Below are 571 nucleotides of genomic sequence, written 5' to 3'. Positions count from 1 at the left end.
CTACTATATTGGACAGACTCAGGATTTAGCCAATCGATTGAATGAACATAACTCTGGAGAATCCAAATCAACTCGAGCAGGAATTCCGTATTAGATTTAAAATGAAAATCTCCGCAACTTAGTCGGAAATTTTCATTTTTCATTTGTACGCCCGGAAGGATTCGAACCCTCAACATTCAGGTCCGTAGCCTGACGGTCTATCCAGTTGGCCTACGGGCGCATCGCTATTTAAAAAGCGAGTAAATTTATATTCAATTGTTAATTTTACCAATATAAAATTATCGCATTTAAAGTGTTTAAAAATTCGGATAGAAAGTGATAATTTTAGTTGGTTCTTTAATATCGGTTCATAAGGAATTTCATGAAAAGAATATATCTGATTTTGTCATTAATTATTATCTGTTTTTGTGCTGGATTTTCTCAGCCTGTTTACCCAAAACGCGAATTCCGCGGTGCATGGATCGCATCAGTAGCCAATCTAGATTGGCCGTCTTCACCCAATCGTACAGTTCAGCAACAAAAAGACGAATTGATATATTTATTGGATGTTCTCAGTAAAACCGGAATCAAT

1 protein-coding gene, 1 tRNA gene and 1 pseudogene (1 of these 3 running past the window's edge) are annotated in these 571 nt (G+C 36.3%); 2 read left to right on the top strand and 1 reads right to left on the bottom strand.

The window, feature by feature from the left end:
- On the top strand, window positions 1–94 hold a 94-nt coding region (locus COT43_08215; GenBank protein ID PIS27890.1), incomplete at its 5' end, for an excinuclease ABC subunit C.
- A 49-nt stretch (window positions 95–143) separates the two neighbouring features.
- Here the strand turns inward: COT43_08215 and COT43_08210 are convergent.
- Window positions 144–220: transfer RNA gene (locus COT43_08210), tRNA-Arg, on the bottom strand.
- A gap of 141 nt (window positions 221–361) precedes the next feature.
- Between COT43_08210 and COT43_08205 the strand changes: the two are divergent.
- Window positions 362–571 (top strand): annotated as a pseudogene (locus COT43_08205) (hypothetical protein) (it continues 2,166 nt past the right edge of the window).

This window comes from Candidatus Marinimicrobia bacterium CG08_land_8_20_14_0_20_45_22 (genome assembly GCA_002774355.1).
GTDB lineage: Bacteria > Fidelibacterota > UBA2242 > UBA2242 > UBA2242 > 0-14-0-20-45-22.
This window is presented reverse-complemented; position numbering and strand designations above follow the sequence as displayed.